The organism is Bacillus sp. NPDC077411, assembly GCF_044543425.1.
Taxonomy (GTDB): domain Bacteria; phylum Bacillota; class Bacilli; order Bacillales; family Bacillaceae_G; genus Bacillus_A; species Bacillus_A bruguierae.
This window is the reverse complement of record NZ_JBITWA010000004.1, coordinates 90,125-107,286: the sequence shown is the minus strand read 5'-3', so window position 1 is coordinate 107,286 and position 17,162 is coordinate 90,125. Positions and strand designations below refer to the sequence as shown.

The window sequence follows — 17,162 nt, the reverse complement described above, 5'->3', positions numbered from 1 at the left end:
GCCTTTGCCTTCGCTTCCTCTGCTGCGCGGCGCTTTTTTGCCTCTTCCTTTGCATGTTTTGCTAATTCTTTTTTCATATCATCTATATTTTGATCTCGATTACTCATTTATTCGTCACCTGCTTTCCTGTCTTTGCTTCGTAACGAATTTTTTCTTTTAATTTATTAATACCGTAAATTAAAGCTGCTGGATTCGGCGGACAACCAGGAATGTACACATCCACCGGTACGATTTGATCTACCCCTTTTACAACAGCATACGAATTTACATACGGTCCGCCCGCGGTTGCACAAGACCCCATTGCAATGACCCACTTCGGCTCTGGCATTTGATCATATAAACGACGAACAATTGGGGCCATTTTCTTCGTTACCGTTCCAGATACAATCATGACATCCGATTGACGCGGGGATGTACGGAAAAACGAACCAAATCGATCTAAGTCATAATGCGAGGAACCGACTCCCATCATCTCAATTGCACAGCATGCCAATCCAAATGTCATCGGCCACAATGAATTACTGCGTGCCCAACCTTTTACTTGCTCAAGCGTCGTAAAAAATATATTTCTTTCTAACTCAGCACGTTCCTGTGGATGAATATCTTCAAAATTTATAGCCATTGTAACACCTTCTTTTTCCAAGCATATGCAAGACCAATGAGTAGCATAATAACAAAAATGAGCATTTCCACTAATGCAAATAACCCTAGTTTGTCATACGCTACCGCCCACGGATATAAAAACACAGTTTCCACATCAAAAATGACAAAAAGCAATGCAAAAATATAATAGCGGGCATGGAAGCGGACGTTTGCATCATGAAACGGCTCAATTCCACTTTCATATGTTGTTTTCTTCGCTGCACTTGGTTTATGTGGACGTAGCAATTTCCCCAAGGTGAGTGCTACAACCGGCAACAATATACCTAATAGCAAAAAAATGACGACAATCATATAACTATTTTCATATACATTTACCATTGTGAAACCCTCTCCCCCTCATAAAAACAAGTTCACTCAGTACAAATTATGATTCATTTGCATCATTTATTATTTTTTAATTTTTCTAAATAATGCAATTATAGATATTATATCAAATTTCAAATTCTTATGTCGATACATTGGAGAAAAGGAACAAAAACTTACAAAGGAAACTAGACATAATATTGACATTTTATCAGTTTAGTTATAAATCAATTTTATCTAAAACCTTAAAACGGCGGTATGTAACCGACTATAGACCTTGACATCCTATCAGTTTAGTCATAAATTCAATGTAAATAAGAAAGAATTAGGTGACATGATGAAAGAAAACATAAACAATTCTTCATTATCTAAACAAGAGGAACGTCTCGGTTTAATGTTATGGTTCCGTCTATCACGAATATACAACCAGAGTATTCGCCAATCGAATCAACATTTAAAAAAATGGAATCTGTCAGTAGCCCAGTTTGACGTCTTAGTTCAAGTCGGTTCTCATGAAAAATTATCTCAACAAGAATTAGCAAATAAGCTTTTTGTTACGAAAGGCAATATTACACAACTGTTAAGCAAAATGGAAAGGTTAGGATTGATTAAACGAGAGCAGGAATGGAAAACAAAATACCTTTCATTGACTGAGGAAGGAAAAAAGTTATTTCATGATGTGGTTCCGAATCAAGAACACTTTCAGGCATCACAATTTTCCAATTTGAATCATGAGGAAAAAAAACAGTTTTTAGATTTACTTAGGAAAATCCAAAAATAAACATTATAAAAAGCCGCAAAGGTTCATCCCTTTACGGCTTTTTTCTTTACTTCATATTTGAAACATCCAAACGGTTAATCGCACGTTTAAGTGCCATTTCTGCACGCTTGAAGTCAACATGTGCTTGTTTATCTTGCATACGTTGCTCAGCGCGGCGCTTCGCTTCGTTTGCGCGATGAACGTCGATATGATTTGCTGTTTCAGCAGATGGTGCTAATACTGTTACTTTCTCAGGGCGAACTTCAATAAAGCCACCGCTAACTGCTACGTAATCTGTATGTCCACCATTTTTTAAGCGAATTGCACTAATTTTAAGTGGTGCAACAGTCGGAATGTGACCTGCTAAGATCCCCATTTCCCCGCTCTCTGCTCTTACGCTTACCATTTCAACTTCGTTTTCGTAAACCGGTCCATCAGGAGTTACAATACTGACTGGAAATGTCTTCATAATTCGTCCCTCCTAAGGCCTTATGCCATCATTTTCTTCGCGTTTTCAACAACTTCTTCAATACCACCAACAAGACGGAATGCGTCTTCTGGAAGGTCATCATGTTTTCCTTCTAGAATTTCTTTAAATCCACGAACTGTTTCTTTTACAGGTACGTAAGATCCTTTTTGACCTGTAAACTGTTCTGCTACGTGGAAGTTCTGTGATAAGAAGAACTGAACGCGACGAGCGCGATGTACAACTAATTTATCTTCTTCAGATAACTCATCCATACCTAAGATGGCGATGATATCTTGAAGCTCTTTGTAACGTTGCAGTGTTTGCTGAATTTGACGAGCAACTGCATAATGCTCTTCTCCTACGATTTCTGGAGATAGTGCACGAGATGTAGATGCCAATGGATCTACCGCTGGGTAAATACCCATTTGTGTTAAACGACGCTCTAAGTTTGTTGTTGCATCCAAGTGAGCGAACGTTGTTGCTGGTGCTGGGTCAGTGTAGTCATCGGCTGGTACATATACCGCTTGGATAGACGTGATAGACCCTTTATTTGTTGATGTAATACGCTCTTGTAATTGACCCATTTCTGTTGCAAGTGTTGGTTGGTAACCTACCGCAGATGGCATACGACCAAGTAGGGCAGATACTTCAGAACCAGCTTGCGTGAAACGGAAGATATTATCGATGAACAGAAGTACGTCTTGTCCTTGCTCATCACGGAAATGTTCAGCCATTGTTAAACCTGTTAACGCAACACGTTGACGTGCTCCAGGTGGCTCGTTCATTTGTCCGAATACCATCGCTGTTTTCTTGATTACGCCGGAATCACTCATTTCGTGGTATAAGTCGTTACCTTCACGAGTACGCTCACCTACACCAGCGAATACAGAGATACCACCGTGCTCTTGTGCGATGTTGTTAATTAATTCTTGGATTAATACCGTTTTACCTACGCCGGCACCACCGAATAGACCGATTTTACCACCTTTAATATAAGGAGCTAATAAGTCTACTACTTTAATACCAGTTTCAAGAATTTCTACTTTTGTAGATAGCTCTTCAAATGCAGGTGCTTGGCGGTGAATTGGATCACGGCGTACATCCGCTGCTACTTCTTCACCTAAGTCAATTGCATCACCTAATACGTTAAATACACGACCAAGTGTTGCATCACCAACTGGAACAGAAATTGGTTTACCAGTGTCTTCTACTTCTGTACCACGAACAAGTCCATCAGTAGAAGACATTGCTACTGTACGAACTGTATTATCACCAAGATGAATCGCAACTTCTAAAGTTAAGTCGATTGTGTCTTCTTTAATTCTAAGGGCATTGTAGATTTCAGGTAGCTTTCCGCCGTCAAACTTAACGTCTACAACCGGACCCATGATTTGCGTAACGCGCCCTTTATTCATCGGGTTCCCTCCTAGCTTTCTTTAAATTAACCGGCTTTTCTGCGAACAGTCGGTTTTATTTTTTATATTTTGCATCGAGACTATCGATTCCGCTTTTTATCAATCCAGCTCCAGTGGCTAGAATGGTCGGTGGCTTCGCTTCTTCCTGCGAGGCAAAGAACGCCTCTACGTCTGAAGCTCCATCCCCCTCCCATTCTGAGCGAGCCGCTTCCGCTTTTTTATTCTAACGCTGCTGCACCGCCGACGATTTCCGTAATTTCTTGCGTAATCGCTGCCTGACGAGCGCGGTTGAAGGAAAGTGTAAGTGTATCGATAACTTCCATTGCGTTGTCTGTAGCACTTTTCATTGCTGTCATACGCGCTGCGTGCTCACTTGCTTTACCGTCTAGCAATGCACCGTACACTAAGCTCTCTGCGTATTGTGGCAATAATACTTTTAAAATATCTTCTTCAGATGGTTCAAATTCATATGAAGTTGTTGCTTTGTCAGATGCCACATCCGTAAGCGGTAAAATTTTCTTCTCCGTTACTTCTTGTGAGATCTTACTTACATAATGATTGTAGTAAATATACAATTCATCATAAGCACCATCAGTAAACATCGAAATTGCTCTTGAAGCAATATCTTTAATATCAGCGAATACTGGTTGATCAGATAATCCAATTACTTCATCAATGATATTAAAACCACGACGTTTTAAGTAATCACGTCCTAGACGTCCAAGTACAATAATTGCGTATTGGTTTGCATCCATGTTGTGACGCTCTTTCACTACGTTGCTTACTGCACGTAAAACGTTACTGTTATATCCACCTGCTAGTCCGCGATCCGATGTAATAACGATGTATCCTGTTCGTTTCACAGGACGCGCTGTTAGCATTGGGTGATTTACCCCGCTACCTTGCGCTATGCTCGCTACTACTTCTTGAATCTTATCCATATACGGAACGAAAGATTTAGCATTTTGTTCTGCACGGTTTAATTTCGATGCAGATACCATCTCCATCGCTTTCGTAATTTGGCTCGTTTTCTTTGTCGAGTTAATTTTCGCTTTTATATCGCGTAAAGATGCCACAGGTTTTCACCACCTTTTTTCCGGAAGTTGGCATGATCAGAAAGAGCTCCATGTTGTCGATCTTCCTAATCGTTATACTTGTTCATGATTGAAGGAAAAGAATAGGTGCACCTACTCTTTTCCTCTTCATATCCGTTAGCACTCTATGTAAGAGCCCTGTTTATATAGAAGTGGAGCGGCTTAACGAGCCGCTTCCGCTTTTTATTACTCAGATGCTACGAAAACTTTTTTGAAGCCGTTAATAGCAGTTGCCATTTTTTCGTCTTCAGGAAGTTTTGTTGTTGTACGAATTTCAGTTAATAATTCAGCAGCATTTGTATCTAACCAAGCATGGAACTCGTCTTCGAAACGAGTGATATCTACTACTGGGATATCATCTAAGAATCCGCGTGTTAATGCGTAAAGAATCATAACTTGCTTCTCTACTTTTAATGGCTTATGTAAGCCTTGTTTTAATACTTCTACTGTACGTGCACCGCGGTTTAATTTCGCTTGTGTTGCTTTATCAAGGTCAGAACCGAACTGAGCGAACGCTTCTAATTCACGATAAGATGCAAGGTCAAGACGAAGTGTACCAGATACTTTGCTCATCGCTTTAATCTGAGCCGCACCACCAACACGAGATACAGAAGTACCTGCGTCGATCGCTGGACGTACACCAGAGAAGAATAGATCAGATTGTAAGAAGATCTGTCCATCCGTAATAGAGATTACGTTTGTTGGGATGTAAGCTGATACGTCCCCTGCTTGTGTTTCGATGAAAGGTAATGCTGTTAAAGAACCAGCGCCTTTTGCATCACTTAATTTCGCCGCACGCTCTAGTAAGCGGGAGTGTAAGTAGAATACATCCCCTGGATACGCTTCACGACCTGGAGGACGACGTAATAATAATGACAATTCACGGTATGCAGCCGCTTGTTTTGATAAGTCATCATATACAACTAATACGTGTTTGCCGTTGTACATAAATTCCTCACCCATTGTTACACCAGCATATGCAGCTAAGTATAATAATGGAGCAGGTTGAGAAGCAGATGCAGTTACAACGATTGTGTACTCTAATGCACCGTGCTTACGTAATGTTTCAACTACGTTACGAACTGTAGATTCTTTTTGTCCGATTGCTACATAGATACAAACCATATCTTGATCTTTTTGGTTCAAGATTGTATCAAGTGCAACAGCTGTTTTACCAGTTTGGCGGTCACCGATGATTAACTCACGTTGTCCGCGGCCGATTGGTACAAGAGCGTCAATCGCTTTAATACCAGTTTGAAGTGGCTCATGAACAGATTTACGATCCATTACACCTGGTGCTGGGCTTTCGATTGGACGAGTTTTTGTTGTGTTAATTGGACCTAAACCGTCTACTGGTTGTCCTAGTGGGTTTACAACACGACCAATTAATTCTTCCCCTACTGGCACTTGCATGATGCGACCTGTACGACGTACTTCGTCACCTTCACGAATTTCAGTATAAGGTCCTAAAATAATGATACCTACGTTATTTTCCTCTAAGTTTTGTGCTAGTCCCATAACGCCGTTAGCGAACTCAACAAGCTCACCAGCCATAACGTTATCAAGACCATGAGCACGTGCAATACCGTCACCAACTTGAATAACTGTACCAACATCGCTAACTTCGATCTCAGACTGATAGTTTTCAATTTGTTGCTTAATCAGTGCGCTAATTTCTTCAGCTCTGATGCTCATGCGCTTCACCCCTATCTATTCTTCATAAGTTCACGCTGAATACGTGCTAACTTTCCTTGTAAACTGCCGTCGTAAATGCGGTTTCCAATGCGTACTTTAATACCGCCTAGTAAATCTTCATCTACAACATTTTGAACGCGAATTGCATCTTTTCCTGTTTTCTTTGCAAATGCTTCTGCAATGCTAAGCTTCTCATCTTCTGATAAAGAACGAGTAGAGTAAACCGTTGCATCAGCTACGTTACGCTCTTCATTGGCAAGTGCAACATACACATCTACAATTTCAGGTACTAATGTTTCGCGATGATTATCGATTAAAAGATATAACGTGCTTAAAATTGGCTGAGAAACAGTAGAAAACACGCTAGAAAGAAATTGTTTTTTCTTTTCTGCTGAAATGTTTGGTTGTCCTAAAAAAGTATGTAGTTCTTTACTACTTACAAAAGCACTTTGCACAAGGCGCAGTTCTTCCTCAAACATTTCTAGTACGTGTTTTTCTTTTGCGATTTGAAAAAGAGCGACAGCATAACGTTTAGCTACAATCTCATTGCTCATCGCGCTTCTCCTACCTCTTTAATATAATCGCGAATTAATTGAACTTGGTCTTCTTCTTTCAGTTCTTTTTGCATAACTTTAGAAGCAATTTGGACAGATAAAGAAGCAACCTGTTCTTGAAGAGCAGTAATTGCTTGCTCTTTTTCGCGTTGAATTTCTTGTACAGCAGATTCTTTAATAGATACCGCTTCCTCTTTGGCAGCAGCAATAATACTTTCTTTTTGATCTTCTGCTTGTTTTTTCGCTCTCTCGATTAATTCTTGCGCTTCAATACGTGATTGTTTTAACATTTCACGTTGTTCTTCTACTAACTTTTTCGTCTCTGCATTGTTCTTTTCAGCAGCGTCGATTTCGCTAGAAATATGATCTTCACGTTCCTTCATAATTCCCATTAAAGGTCCAAATGCATATTTACGAAGTAATGCTAATAGAATTAGGAAAACGACAATTGTATAAAGTACTGTTCCGTATGGGACAGCAGCAGCTCCTAATAATAGAGTTGGCACAAGGATTCACTCCCTTCAAAAATCTAAATTAAACAAATGAAAAGACAAGTAATGTTTCATTCATAAAGCAATGGCGAAGAAGGTCTCAAAACGATCTTCGCCACTTATTGTAAGGGGAGCTATCCCTTATTTGTTTAATACGATAAACGCGATTACTACACCGATGATTGGAAGCGCCTCAACTAACGCTACCCCGATGAACATGATTGTTTGAAGTACACCACGTAATTCTGGTTGACGAGCAACACCCTCAACTGTGCGAGATACGATAAGACCGTTACCAATACCAGCACCTAATGCAGATAAACCAATTGCAATTGCAGCTGCGATTACACCTAAACTCATTTTAAAAGTCCTCCTTTTTATCAATAAAAAATAAATTTTGTACTTACTTTAAATATATTAATGGTCGTGGCTTACTTTATGAGCCATGTATACCATCGTTAACATTGTAAAGATAAATGCTTGGATAGCGCCTACGAAAATACTGAAGCCCATCCATGCTAACATCGGCAGAACAGCACCTAATGCGCCAAACGCACCGCTTGCTCCTAATTGAGCAAGTAACGTTAATAAAATCTCACCCGCATAAATGTTACCAAATAAACGCAGACCTAACGTCAATGTATTTGCAAATTCCTCAATTACCTTTAAAGGGAATAAGAATTTCATTGGTTGAATATAGCCTTTTAAATATTCTTTCGTACCCTTCATTTTAACTCCATAATAATGGGTGAGGGCAACTACCATCACGGCTAAAGTTAGAGTAACTGCTGGGTCAGACGTTGGAGATCTCCACCATGCAATATGCTCCCCGCCTTCAGCTGTCGCAATCATGAACGGCAAACCGAGCATGTTTGCTACAAAGATATACATAATGAGTGTAACTCCAAGCGTTAAAAAGCGTCCACCTGTTTGCCAATCCATCGTACTATTAATCATACCTTTTACGAAGTCCATAACCCATTCAAGGAAATTTTGTATTCCTGTTGGACGTAGAGCTAAGCGACGGGTACCAATAACAGCGATGATAAATACGATTACTGCCGCAACAGTCGTCATCATAACAGAGGACAAGTCGAACGTTAAACCTAGAAATTCAACTAATTTACCGTGTTCCACTAGTAATTCACCTCTCTTCCCTGCTCTTATACTGTAGATAAAGAAAATCTATGATCATGACAAGATATCCTGTCAGTAATCCTAATCCTAAGCTCCACATCGCCATTAAATGTTGATATTTTGCTGCAAATAAAATTAATAGCCCTATCGCGGCTAATCTCGAATATGTACTCACTGCAGTCGCTTTATACTTCACTGTCTCTCCTTGTGTAACGCGATCTAACAGCTTGTCCGTCTTGTGTGCAACGATGCGCAAACTAAGAAAACCGAAAATCGTTCCGATAATCAGTCCTAGAAAGACATCTTTGTATGAGGTAAAGCCCCATCCTAATACAAAGAGTGCGAGAAGGTTGTACATATATTTCTTTTGTCTTTGGACAAGTTCATGTACTTCTATCATCATTGCTCTCCCGAATAAAATTGTCGAATGAGTCGAATCATAGCATAAACCCCTGTTCCAAGTCCTAGTAATAACCCGATTACTAGAAATAATGGAAACGTTCCAAGCTTACCATCAATCCATTGCCCGCCAAAAATTCCAACTAAAATAGCGCCAACGAGCTGAGAAAGAATTCCAGTCATTAAAGCATACGCCTTAAATTGACTACGCTTGTTTCCCTCCAAGGATTCATCCCTCCATATGTAAAGCCTCATTCACTATGTGTTAAGAATGTGTTAATAATAACTCATTTTTTTGCATAAATCCTATTTAAATGAGAAAATTAATTTTTTTGTCAAAGAATAGACGAAAATTTGTCAATGAAAACCCTACCATCTATCCCCGTTGTTAGCATACAATAGGGTGTTAAACAGTGTCAACGTCAAATCGAAAAAAATCAAAAAATTTGAGTATTAGGTATTTATTCCCATAACTGAAAACGTTCTCCTTCAAAATAATGTTAAAAGACGTCTAATTTCTAGACCTTTTTTCTTTATAATAGAAGAAAAAAGTTCACAAGTTTGTCACTATTATGCTTTCTAGATATATAAATTTTCACATTTCATATGACTTTCTCAAATGAGAAGTTTCTATATTATATGCAATTTCACTATATAATATGTTGTATAAAAAAACAGACGAGAAGGGTATCTTCTCGTCTGTTGTCTTACTTCGTTCCAAATAAACGGTCGCCAGCATCTCCAAGACCTGGTACAACATATCCATGATCGTTTAATTTTTCGTCTAATGCAGCCACGTAAATATCCACATCAGGATGGTCTTCTTGAATAACTTTTACCCCTTCTGGCGCACCAACAATACACATTAATTTAATATGTTTCGCACCGCGCTTCTTTAAGGAAGTAATTGCTTCTGATGCAGAGCCGCCTGTCGCTAACATTGGATCAAGTACGATAAAATCACGTTCTTCTACATCAGTTGGAAGTTTCACATAGTATTCTACAGGTTGTAATGTTTCTGGATCACGGTATAAACCGATATGACCTACTTTTGCTGCTGGAATTAATTTTAAAATCCCATCTACCATTCCTAAGCCTGCACGTAAAATAGGAATTAAACCAAGCTTCTTACCTGCAATCACTTTTGTTTTCGCTTTACTTACAGGTGTTTCAATTTCAATTTCTTCAAGTGGAAGATCGCGTGTAATTTCAAACGCCATCAAACTTGCTACTTCATCTACTAGTTCACGAAACTCTTTCGTACCTGTATTCTTATCGCGAATATATGTAATCTTATGCTGAATTAAAGGGTGATCAAAAACATACAGTTTTCCCATGTGAATCGCTCCTTCAGATGATATTGATGCGTGAGGTCACGCTGTTTTTACACTATGTACGATTGTAAAGAAAACGCTTCTAATATTCAAGGGTGAATTTGGAGTATAGATGTAAAACAGCTGTCATTTTTTATTTATTTTTCTTATTTAGACAAAAAACATACTTTTTCTCTTCTCTAAAGGACATACATGAACTCAATATAGGAACGTCTACTCAAAAACGAGAAACGTTTGGACATCAGTAAATGTTCTCGTAATAACTTAGCAATATCACGACAAGAATAGATTTTTTTGGATAATAAGAGAAGAACAAGTCATCACTTATTGGTTCCTCCATGCCATTGATCATTTCTTACTACATGATATTATGGAATTAATTGCTATATCCCATTGGTAGAATTAACTGATCCATGCTATAAAAATGAAAGTAGCTGAATTGTTACTCATAAAAAGAGGTTGTCCCATAAATCAGCTACACAGACTTATGAGACAACCCTTTTTATCTACTTGGACTTTTGTTTTGACTATTTACCCTTGAAATGAAATAAGGTATATAGCTTTGTTAGAACCTTTCAACTCCTATTATTATAACCCTTTCAACAACTTACCTTTCATGCAATATTGCATATCAAAATAAGTTGTAAAGTTTATTACCCTAAAGTATACTAAGATATAAATAAATAATTAAATATTCAGAAAAAGGAGAGATTGTTTATGCAAATTGCAATGGCAGTTTTAAAATTTCTAGGTGCAGTAATTCCATTAGTAGCAGACCTTTTAAAAGCAGTAATGTAAATAGTATTTATTGCCATTATATTATTTTATAAGTATTATACAAATAATCTGTATATCGAACAAATACTATTTTGATATACAGATTATTTGTATGAGTTTTTTATTTTTCTCTTCTTATTCTATATAAACTAAAAGTTCTGTATTAACTTCTCATGCAAATGGATCTGTTAGTGAAAAAATCACAAAATGTCTAGTAGCAATAACTAAACAACAAGTTAGTGGTGAATAAGTTAATAAATAAAAAGGAGAGGCAACTTTCTGTTCAAGGTTGAATGGAAAGTTGCCTTTTAGCTTTACATAATTTTTATGAAATTAAAAACGTATGTTTTTCGGTGTCCTCTACGTTCACCATCTCTTTTTTCTATCTTATAGCTCTTTATACATTGGGAATTTATCAGTTAAGGCCTTTACACGCACGCGTGCTTCTTCTAATGCTGCTTCATTATCATGATTTTTTAATGTGTGAGCAATAATTGATGCGATTTCATCCATTTCAACAAGTCCGAAACCTCTTGATGTTACAGCTGCAGTTCCAATACGAACGCCGCTTGTTACAAATGGACTAGCTGGATCAAATGGAATTGTATTTTTGTTTACTGTAATACCAACTTCATCTAATACATGCTCTGCAACTTTTCCAGTAATATTTAAATTGCGAACATCAATTAAAATTAAGTGGTTGTCCGTTCCACCAGAAACAAGAATAATACCTTCTTTTTGTAGACCTTCTGCTAAACGATTTGCATTGTTAATAATGTTTTGTGCATATACTTTGAAGTCGCCCTGCAATGCTTCTCCAAATGCAACTGCTTTTGCTGCGATTACATGCATAAGCGGTCCGCCTTGAATACCAGGGAAGATGGATTTATCAATTTGCTTTGCAAATTGTTCTTTACATAAAATCATACCGCCGCGTGGTCCGCGTAATGTTTTATGAGTTGTTGTTGTTACAAAATCAGCGTATGGTACTGGATTTGGGTGTAAGCCTGCTGCTACAAGTCCTGCGATATGTGCCATATCTACCATTAAATATGCACCAACTTCATCAGCGATTTCACGGAATTTCTTGAAATCGATCACACGAGGATATGCACTAGCACCGGCAACGATCAATTTTGGTTTATGCTCTTTCGCTTTTTCTAATACGTCTTCATAATTAATGCGATGTGTATCAGGATCTACACCGTATTCAATGAAGTTATATTGTACACCACTAAAGTTAACAGGGCTTCCGTGTGTTAAGTGACCGCCGTGAGATAAGTTCATACCAAGCACTGTGTCACCTTGCTCTAGAATTGTGAAGTATACAGCCATATTTGCCTGTGCACCAGAGTGCGGTTGAACGTTTACGTGCTCTGCGCCAAAAATTTCTTTTGCGCGATCACGTGCGATATCTTCGGCGATATCTACATGTTCACAACCACCATAATAACGTTTCCCAGGATACCCTTCTGCATACTTGTTCGTTAATACAGACCCTTGCGCTTCCATTACTGCTTCGCTTACGAAGTTTTCAGATGCAATAAGCTCGATTTTTGAACGCTGTCTTCCTAATTCTAATTCAATTGCAGCAAACACCTTTTCATCTTGACGTTTTAAATGCTCCACCAAAATCCCCCTTTTCTGAACGAACTACACCTATTTCCGATATTTTCCCTTCATTTTCTAAGAAAAAACGAAAGTTCTAGTTGTAATTCTTTTAAATCTTCACATTTTCAACTACATTCTAACACGACTCCACACATGATAAAAGAAAAAAAGACCAAATTTGGCCCTTTTTTATTAGAAGCTTATTACTTAACTACAAGTAAACGTTTCCTCTTTTATTGCATATGCTGCACGCGCTCCACCAATTAACTTCGGACGCGTTTTTGCCATCGTTACATGAGCATGCCCAATCTCTTTCACTCGCGTGCGTACCGGAACAGCTACATGTTTTAAATGCATACCGATAAATGTATCTCCAATATCAATACCTGCATCCGCTTTTACGAACTCTACGATAACAGGGGCTTTCATATTATGATATGCATATGTTGCAAGAGCCCCACCCGCTGATCTGACAGGCGTAACAGTTACAATCTCAAACTGATGCTTTTCTGCGACTTCTCTTTCTACCACTAAAGCACGGTTTAAATGTTCACAGCACTGAAATGCTAGGGTAATGCCACACTGCTCTTGAAAGTGTTTTAACTCAGAAAAAATTGCCTCTGCTACTTCCATCGTTCCCGATGTTCCAATTCTTTCACCAAGCACCTCACTCGTACTACAGCCCACAACAAAAAGGTTCCCATTTCGCAGCGTGGCTTGCTCTTGAAACTCAAAAAGCGCTGTTTGCAACTGCTCTTTTAATTGTAATATTTCACTCATTACGCTCTTCCTTTCGCAGGTAGGTTCAACAAATTATATTACTTCTTACTAGAAGTTAGAATACAATTACTTCGCTTCGTATGCTTTAATTTTTCCTACACGATTTTCGTGACGGCCGCCTTCATAGTCCGTTGTTAACCAAATTTTTGCGATATCGCGTGCTAAGCCAGCTCCAATTACACGCTCACCCATCGCTAACATGTTCGTATCATTATGTTCTCTCGTTGCTTTTGCACTAAATGTATCATGCACTAATGCGCAGCGAACGCCGTGTACTTTATTTGCCGCAATTGACATACCAATGCCTGTTCCACAAATTAAAATACCGCGATCTACTTCACCATTTGCAACCATTTCTGCTGCTGGAAATGCAAAATCAGGATAATCTACTGAACCAGCCTCACACTCACAACCCAAATCAATATATTCAATGTTCAATTCTTCTAATAGACTCACGATTTCTTTACGAATATTCATTCCGCCATGATCAGATGCTACAATTACTTTCATTCTAAATCCCTCCAAATATAAAGTGAAACTTCCAATCAGTGAAGATTGCTTCTTTCCACTGACAGTGAAATAAACAATATCTTCCGCCTCATACCTCTGAGAATAGAAGATATATTACCCATTAAATCAGCATAATCTCCAATATCGTATTATACACGAAACATCAACCTTCTGAATGCTTTTTCACCAAAGTGTGCACAAGTTGTTCCATTTCTTCCAGCGTTGCTTTATATATAGCAAGCGAACCACCAAAAGGATCAGAAATATCCTTATTTGTACCTTCTACAAATTCATATAATGTATACACTTTTTCACTTACTTCTGGATGGTGCGCTAATAGAAGTTGACGATGTCCTGTTGTCATCGTCAATACAACATCGGACCACTCTAGCAACTCTGCCGTCACTTGCTTTGAAGAATGTGCAACCCGAATACCTTTTTCTTGTAGCGCATTTTTAGCATGAGTAGATGCATCACTACCAACCGCCGCAAAAACACCAGCAGATTGCACGTCAAACTGCTCCTTACCATGATAACGTAATAGCGCCTCTGCCATTGGGCTGCGGCACGTATTGCCTGTACAAACGAATAATACTCGCTTCACCAAACACCACTCCTTATGATGAATATCTATTTTCATCATAACTCACAATGGTAACGAAAAAAAGAAATGTATATATAAGTTAAAAAACTGACATAAAAAACCTTTCTTTTTAGGGGAGGGCGAGAGCTTCTGGCCGTGCATAGAAGCGGTCAGGGCCTTCTCCTGCCACATGCGAGATTTCAAACAAAAGGAGCAAACAAGTAGCAATCATGTTTTATTCTATATAGCAACAGCTTATATGTTAGAAAATTAAAACGGATATATAGTAATATAAGAAAACAAAAAATCCACCACTATTCCCCACTCCAACACCAGACATAAAAAAGAAATCCATTTCGATTATGAAATGGATTCCCGATTCATCAAACGATTATTTCATTGTTACTTTCATTACTCCAGTTGAGCCTTTTGTAGCTGTTACACCTACAGTTGTTTCAATAGATTCTGTTGCATCTGTGTTTGTAATAACGATTGGTGTGATTGTACTTTTAGCTTTTTCACGAATTAATTCTAAATCGAAAGAGATTAATTTATCGCCAGCTTTAACAGCTTGCCCTTCCGATACATACGTTTCGAAACCTTCACCTTCCATTTTTACAGTTTCTAACCCAACATGGATTAAGATCTCTGCACCGTTTTTCGCTTTAATACCTACAGCATGTTTTGTGTGGAATAGTTGTACAATCTCACCATCTACCGGAGATACTACTACACCTTCAGTTGGTTCGATTGCAACACCGTTCCCCATCATACGACCAGCGAATACTGGATCTGGTACTTCTTCAATATTTTTCACTTCTCCAGTTAATGGCGATACAATTGTTTCTGCATTTGTTTTAGAACCAAAACCAAATAATTTTTTAAACATAGGATAATCCTCCTTATAATCCTTACTCAACAATAAACCTCATATAGCTCACTGCTTTAGTGGCATAAAAACATTCCCATATAAAAAAATGAAGTTATCAACCCGCCTCTTATTGTATCGCCTTGCAAAATTCCGGTCAATTCAGACTGTCTGAATTCAATTGGAAAGGAAGTAAACTTCTTTTGCTTTTTTTCCACAAATTGTCTAAAAATCTTAACATAACAACATCATTATTTTTTCATTTACTATTTATAAAATTTATTTTCGTTTTTTATAAAATGCACTTGACTAAAGTAAGTAACTATTTTATTATTACTTACATAAGATAAGTAAATAACTTTTTGGAGGTTTTATAAAATGATGAACATTGGTCTTCTTATTATTCGTCTTATTATCGGGATTACTTTCATGGGGCATGGCGCTCAAAAATTATTCGGCTGGTTTGGTGGTCACGGTTTAAAAGGAACCGGCGGCTGGATGGAATCAATTGGCTTACGCCCAGGCGTATTTATGGCATTTATGGCCGGGGCAACTGAATTACTAGGCGGTTTCTTATTTGCTGCTGGTATTTTCACTTGGATAGGTGCTCTATTTATTGTCGGTACGATGTTAGTATCTATCATCACAGTTCACGGTAAAAACGGCTACTGGGTTACACAAAACGGTTTTGAATATAACCTTGTTTTAATCACAGTTGCAGTTGGCGTTGCACTTATTGGACCTGGCGCTTACACTTTAATTTAATTAAATATCTTGAATTCAAGATAAAGAAACCTCACAATTGTGGGGTTTTTTTCATACCCTTTACAAAAATATATTTTTTCAGCAGGAGTTTTCCCCCTTTATCTTGTAAACAAACAAAGAAGCGTTACAGATATAAGAAGGGAGATTACATATATGCTGTCTATTAATCCAAATGAACAAACTGAAAAAGACAATTACAAATTACTAACGGGAAGTATTATTCCGCGCCCAGTTGCCTTCGTCACAACTGTTACAAATGACGGGGTACTAAACGGCGCCCCATTTAGCTATTTTAATATTGTTGCTGCGAATCCGCCTCTTATCTCAGTTTCTGTACAACGAAAAGACGGAGAACCAAAAGATACAGCACGAAATGCGATGGAAAAAGAAGAATTTGTCGTTCATATTTCTGATGAATCTTATGCAGAAGCCATTAACGAAACAGCAGCTAATCTTCCTCCGAATGAAAGCGAAATTAAACTTGCGAAACTAACACCAATTGATAGCGATGTAATTTCTGTACCAGGGGTAAAAGAAGCAAGTATTCGTATGGAATGTGTATTAGAACGCGCTCTTCAATTAGGCGGAACAGAAGATTCCCCAGCATGCGATCTATTAATCGGTCGCATTGTACGGTTCCATATCGCTAAGCACTTATATGAAAATGGACGCATTCATGCTGAAGAACTAAAACCAATAAGCCGATTAGCTGGACATAACTACGCAAAGCTTGGAGAGCAATTTGAACTTGTAAGGCCATAAATAAAAGCGGAGGCGGCTCGCCCAGAACAAGAGGGGGATGGAGCTTCTGACATAGAGGCGCTTTTTGCCTCGGTGGAAGACGCGAAGCCACCGAATGTTCTAGCCGCTGGAGCTAGATATTAACTGGAGACCTCCAACCAAGAAGTATATTTTTGGCGTACATTATAGAAGCGCCGATATATTATGTATATA

22 protein-coding genes are annotated in these 17,162 nt (G+C 38.3%); 3 read left to right on the top strand and 19 right to left on the bottom strand.

Annotation, left to right across the window (positions count from 1 at the left end; genetic code table 11):
- Window positions 1-103 precede the first annotated feature (103 nt).
- Window positions 104-622: an NADH-quinone oxidoreductase subunit NuoB gene (nuoB, locus tag ACIGHG_RS07700; RefSeq protein WP_020061447.1), complete on the bottom strand. Its 519-nt coding sequence runs from the start codon at window positions 620-622 to the stop codon at window positions 104-106.
- A complete protein-coding gene (locus ACIGHG_RS07695) occupies window positions 613-981 on the bottom strand; it encodes an NADH-quinone oxidoreductase subunit A (RefSeq protein ID WP_336471899.1) in 369 nt (122 codons plus the stop codon). Before ACIGHG_RS07695 ends, nuoB begins: the two co-directional genes overlap by 10 nt.
- Window positions 982-1,303: 322 nt before the next feature.
- Here ACIGHG_RS07695 and ACIGHG_RS07690 point away from each other — a divergent pair, with 322 nt between their 5' ends.
- Entirely contained in the window at window positions 1,304-1,747 is a 444-nt protein-coding gene (locus tag ACIGHG_RS07690; RefSeq protein WP_336472101.1) for a MarR family winged helix-turn-helix transcriptional regulator, read from the top strand.
- A 46-nt stretch (window positions 1,748-1,793) separates the two neighbouring features.
- Here the strand turns inward: ACIGHG_RS07690 and ACIGHG_RS07685 are convergent, their stop codons facing one another.
- The 17 genes from ACIGHG_RS07685 to ACIGHG_RS07605 all read right to left on the bottom strand — a co-directional run bounded on the left by ACIGHG_RS07685 (window position 1,794) and on the right by ACIGHG_RS07605 (window position 15,464).
- On the bottom strand, window positions 1,794-2,195 hold the full coding sequence (locus tag ACIGHG_RS07685; RefSeq protein WP_090917905.1) for a F0F1 ATP synthase subunit epsilon: 402 nt from the start codon (window positions 2,193-2,195) through the stop codon (window positions 1,794-1,796).
- A gap of 20 nt (window positions 2,196-2,215) precedes the next feature.
- Window positions 2,216-3,610 carry a F0F1 ATP synthase subunit beta gene (gene atpD, locus ACIGHG_RS07680; protein ID WP_336471898.1) on the bottom strand — a complete coding sequence of 465 codons (1,395 nt, stop codon included), beginning with the start codon at window positions 3,608-3,610 and terminating at the stop codon, window positions 2,216-2,218.
- Between the two features lie 218 nt (window positions 3,611-3,828).
- Complete coding sequence (atpG, locus tag ACIGHG_RS07675; protein ID WP_090917911.1) at window positions 3,829-4,686, bottom strand: ATP synthase F1 subunit gamma; 858 nt, start codon at window positions 4,684-4,686, stop codon at window positions 3,829-3,831.
- Window positions 4,687-4,890: 204 nt separating this feature from the next.
- The gene (atpA, locus tag ACIGHG_RS07670; RefSeq protein WP_090917913.1) at window positions 4,891-6,399 is read right to left on the bottom strand and encodes a F0F1 ATP synthase subunit alpha; all 1,509 of its coding nucleotides are present in this window, start codon (window positions 6,397-6,399) and stop codon (window positions 4,891-4,893) included.
- An 11-nt stretch (window positions 6,400-6,410) separates the two neighbouring features.
- Entirely contained in the window at window positions 6,411-6,953 is a 543-nt protein-coding gene (locus tag ACIGHG_RS07665; RefSeq protein ID WP_090917914.1) for a F0F1 ATP synthase subunit delta, read from the bottom strand.
- Window positions 6,950-7,459 (bottom strand): F0F1 ATP synthase subunit B, encoded by a 510-nt coding sequence (atpF, locus tag ACIGHG_RS07660; protein ID WP_336471897.1) that lies wholly within the window; start codon window positions 7,457-7,459, stop codon window positions 6,950-6,952. The genes ACIGHG_RS07665 and atpF overlap by 4 nt, the downstream gene beginning before the upstream one ends.
- Window positions 7,460-7,585: 126 nt before the next feature.
- The gene (gene atpE / locus ACIGHG_RS07655) at window positions 7,586-7,804 is read right to left on the bottom strand and encodes a F0F1 ATP synthase subunit C (RefSeq protein ID WP_020061436.1); all 219 of its coding nucleotides are present in this window, start codon (window positions 7,802-7,804) and stop codon (window positions 7,586-7,588) included.
- Between the two features lie 57 nt (window positions 7,805-7,861).
- Window positions 7,862-8,581 (bottom strand): F0F1 ATP synthase subunit A, encoded by a 720-nt coding sequence (gene atpB, locus ACIGHG_RS07650; RefSeq protein ID WP_090917918.1) that lies wholly within the window; start codon window positions 8,579-8,581, stop codon window positions 7,862-7,864.
- A gap of 7 nt (window positions 8,582-8,588) precedes the next feature.
- Complete coding sequence (locus ACIGHG_RS07645) at window positions 8,589-8,981, bottom strand: ATP synthase subunit I (RefSeq protein WP_090917920.1); 393 nt, start codon at window positions 8,979-8,981, stop codon at window positions 8,589-8,591.
- The gene (locus ACIGHG_RS07640) at window positions 8,981-9,205 is read right to left on the bottom strand and encodes an AtpZ/AtpI family protein (protein WP_139207717.1); all 225 of its coding nucleotides are present in this window, start codon (window positions 9,203-9,205) and stop codon (window positions 8,981-8,983) included. Before ACIGHG_RS07640 ends, ACIGHG_RS07645 begins: the two co-directional genes overlap by 1 nt.
- Window positions 9,206-9,245: 40 nt before the next feature.
- Entirely contained in the window at window positions 9,246-9,290 is a 45-nt protein-coding gene (locus ACIGHG_RS07635) for a DUF4024 domain-containing protein (protein WP_368087050.1), read from the bottom strand.
- A 397-nt stretch (window positions 9,291-9,687) separates the two neighbouring features.
- On the bottom strand, window positions 9,688-10,317 hold the full coding sequence (gene upp / locus ACIGHG_RS07630) for a uracil phosphoribosyltransferase (protein WP_020061432.1): 630 nt from the start codon (window positions 10,315-10,317) through the stop codon (window positions 9,688-9,690).
- 1,161 nt (window positions 10,318-11,478) lie between these two features.
- Window positions 11,479-12,720, bottom strand: coding sequence for a serine hydroxymethyltransferase (gene glyA / locus ACIGHG_RS07625; protein ID WP_396547888.1), 1,242 nt, complete (start codon window positions 12,718-12,720; stop codon window positions 11,479-11,481).
- 189 nt (window positions 12,721-12,909) lie between these two features.
- The gene (locus ACIGHG_RS07620; RefSeq protein ID WP_090917925.1) at window positions 12,910-13,482 is read right to left on the bottom strand and encodes a TIGR01440 family protein; all 573 of its coding nucleotides are present in this window, start codon (window positions 13,480-13,482) and stop codon (window positions 12,910-12,912) included.
- Between the two features lie 66 nt (window positions 13,483-13,548).
- Window positions 13,549-13,992 carry a ribose 5-phosphate isomerase B gene (gene rpiB, locus ACIGHG_RS07615; RefSeq protein ID WP_396547886.1) on the bottom strand — a complete coding sequence of 148 codons (444 nt, stop codon included), beginning with the start codon at window positions 13,990-13,992 and terminating at the stop codon, window positions 13,549-13,551.
- Window positions 13,993-14,155: 163 nt separating this feature from the next.
- On the bottom strand, window positions 14,156-14,596 hold the full coding sequence (locus ACIGHG_RS07610; RefSeq protein ID WP_336471894.1) for a low molecular weight protein arginine phosphatase: 441 nt from the start codon (window positions 14,594-14,596) through the stop codon (window positions 14,156-14,158).
- A gap of 370 nt (window positions 14,597-14,966) precedes the next feature.
- Window positions 14,967-15,464, bottom strand: a complete 498-nt coding sequence (locus ACIGHG_RS07605) for a PTS sugar transporter subunit IIA (protein ID WP_090917928.1) — start codon at window positions 15,462-15,464, stop codon at window positions 14,967-14,969.
- Window positions 15,465-15,821: 357 nt separating this feature from the next.
- On the opposite strand from ACIGHG_RS07605, the gene ACIGHG_RS07600 reads away from it, so the two are divergent.
- Window positions 15,822-16,208, top strand: coding sequence for a DoxX family protein (locus ACIGHG_RS07600; RefSeq protein ID WP_336471893.1), 387 nt, complete (start codon window positions 15,822-15,824; stop codon window positions 16,206-16,208).
- Window positions 16,209-16,361: 153 nt separating this feature from the next.
- The gene (locus ACIGHG_RS07595; protein ID WP_336471892.1) at window positions 16,362-16,970 is read left to right on the top strand and encodes a flavin reductase family protein; all 609 of its coding nucleotides are present in this window, start codon (window positions 16,362-16,364) and stop codon (window positions 16,968-16,970) included.
- Window positions 16,971-17,162 lie beyond the last annotated feature (192 nt).